Annotated in this window: 3 protein-coding genes; 2 read left to right on the top strand and 1 reads right to left on the bottom strand. The window is 39.8% G+C overall.

All coding sequences use genetic code 11. The features are described from left to right. Both WBA23_RS08005 and WBA23_RS08000 read left to right on the top strand, forming a co-directional pair. The coding region (locus tag WBA23_RS08005; protein ID WP_424581751.1) for a sigma 54-interacting transcriptional regulator at positions 1-729 on the top strand (729 nt) is incomplete at its 5' end. A 27-nt stretch (positions 730-756) separates the two neighbouring features. After that, on the top strand, positions 757-1134 hold the full coding sequence (locus WBA23_RS08000) for an Hpt domain-containing protein (protein WP_424581750.1): 378 nt from the start codon (positions 757-759) through the stop codon (positions 1132-1134). A 334-nt stretch (positions 1135-1468) separates the two neighbouring features. Here WBA23_RS08000 and WBA23_RS07995 read toward each other — a convergent pair. After that, on the bottom strand, positions 1469-1765 hold a 297-nt coding region (locus WBA23_RS07995), incomplete at its 5' end, for a hypothetical protein (RefSeq protein ID WP_424581749.1).

The raw sequence follows: 1765 nt of genomic DNA, 5'->3' as shown, positions 1-1765 counted from the left end.
GCCTTTACCGGTGCCGCCGCTCGACGGATTGGTAAATTTGAAGAAGCCCAAGGAGGAACTATTTTTCTGGATGAGATTGGGGAAATGGAGCTTAGCCTACAAGCGAAAATGCTCCGAGTGCTCCAGGAGCGAGAAGTTGTCCGAATTGGTGGTAACCAAGTTACCAAACTGGATATAAGAATACTGGTAGCCACTCATCGTGATTTGGCCGATGAAGTAACCTCAGGGAACTTTCGGGAAGATTTATACTACCGACTACTAGGTTTACCCATTCACCTACCGCCTTTACGCGATCGAGGCAACGATATTATTTTATTAGCCCGCTTCCTCCTTAGTCAGTTTTGCAAAGATAACAACATGGGCGGGATCACATTTACCAAGTCTGCCCAAGAGAAACTTTTAAAATATACCTTTCCCGGAAATGTACGGGAACTCAAATCTACTATTGAATTAGCCGCTGTAATGGCAGAAGGACACTTAATTGAAGCCGATGATATTCGCTTCAATAGTGTTCGTAAAGAAGAGAACTTTATTTTAGAAGAACTCACCATGCGAGAATACACCTTTCGTATTATTCTACACTTCCTTAAAAAGTACGACAATAATGTGTTACTGGTAGCTAAGAAATTAGACATCGGAAAGTCTACCATTTACCGCTACCTCAAAGAAATTGAAGAATTAGATAGTCAAATGGCAGAATCTGAGAATTCTGAAACCACCTTTGCTTAGTATCAGCTGTATAAAAAAGTGCTTATTATGGATCAAGTAAATAGTGTAAACCAGACAGTTAGTAGTGCTAGTATTGATTTAACGTATCTAGAGGAAATAACTGGGGGAGATCAAGATTTTATGAAATCAGTTATCAAAACTTTCATTGATGATGCGCCCAATACCTTAAACCAATTGCAAAAAAGCTGCGCTCAATCTAATTGGTTTGAAGTAGGACAAGCAGCGCATCAATTAAAGCCTTCCCTTCAGTTTATAGGCTTAAAACAAACATTAGAGAAGGTAAAAACCATTGAGCGAAATTGTAAAGAATCGTCCGATTTATCTACGGTTCCGGCATTAGTGAGTGTAGTTGTTCAAAACGTTCAGCACGGTATCGCCGAGTTGGAAGAACTATTTCCCGCCTAGACCCGAGTTTATTTCTGCATCTATTTCTTTCGCAAACTACCAAGGAAAGAAATTTCGGTTCACTATTGAGCAAGATAGCAATTTGGATTTGCTATCAGCAGGAAACCTGTAACCTTCCAGAAACGCAGCACAGATGGTTTGATGCCTCTCTTAGTTAGTTTTTTTCGGTTGTGGATAAGGTGGCACTTAGCTAACCTTTCCGAGAGCAGTTTACAAGTGTACACCGATGCCAAAGCTATTGTTTCGCTCAATCTTAAATTAGACAGTATTGCTTGGGTTATTGAGCAAATCCGATTCTCTTCTAGGGCGTATTAACATCTAGCCTAAATCAGTATTATTTCCAAAATCCGTATTTTTTTACTCTCCAAATAAGCACTACTACAAATGATAGCGTGAGCGTATGAGAAAGGTAGTTTGCTGCTTCTACCCAATAGTAATTTCTAATTGCTTCTATTATGTTTTGGGTAGCTCGGGAAAAGAGATGCTTATCAATCATAACATTGTTCACTTTGCCCGACGTTAAAGCTACCTCTAACGAGTACCAACTTTCACCAAATTTAGTCGCTATAATTAGCCCATCTGCCACGCTGCTTTCAAGATCAAAAGACTGATCTTTACTTACTCCCACTAC

Source organism: Tunicatimonas sp. (assembly GCF_049647865.1).
Classification (GTDB): Bacteria; Bacteroidota; Bacteroidia; order Cytophagales; family Cyclobacteriaceae; genus Tunicatimonas.
The sequence above is the reverse complement of the archived record's forward strand: the minus strand, read 5'-3'. Positions and strand labels throughout refer to the sequence as shown.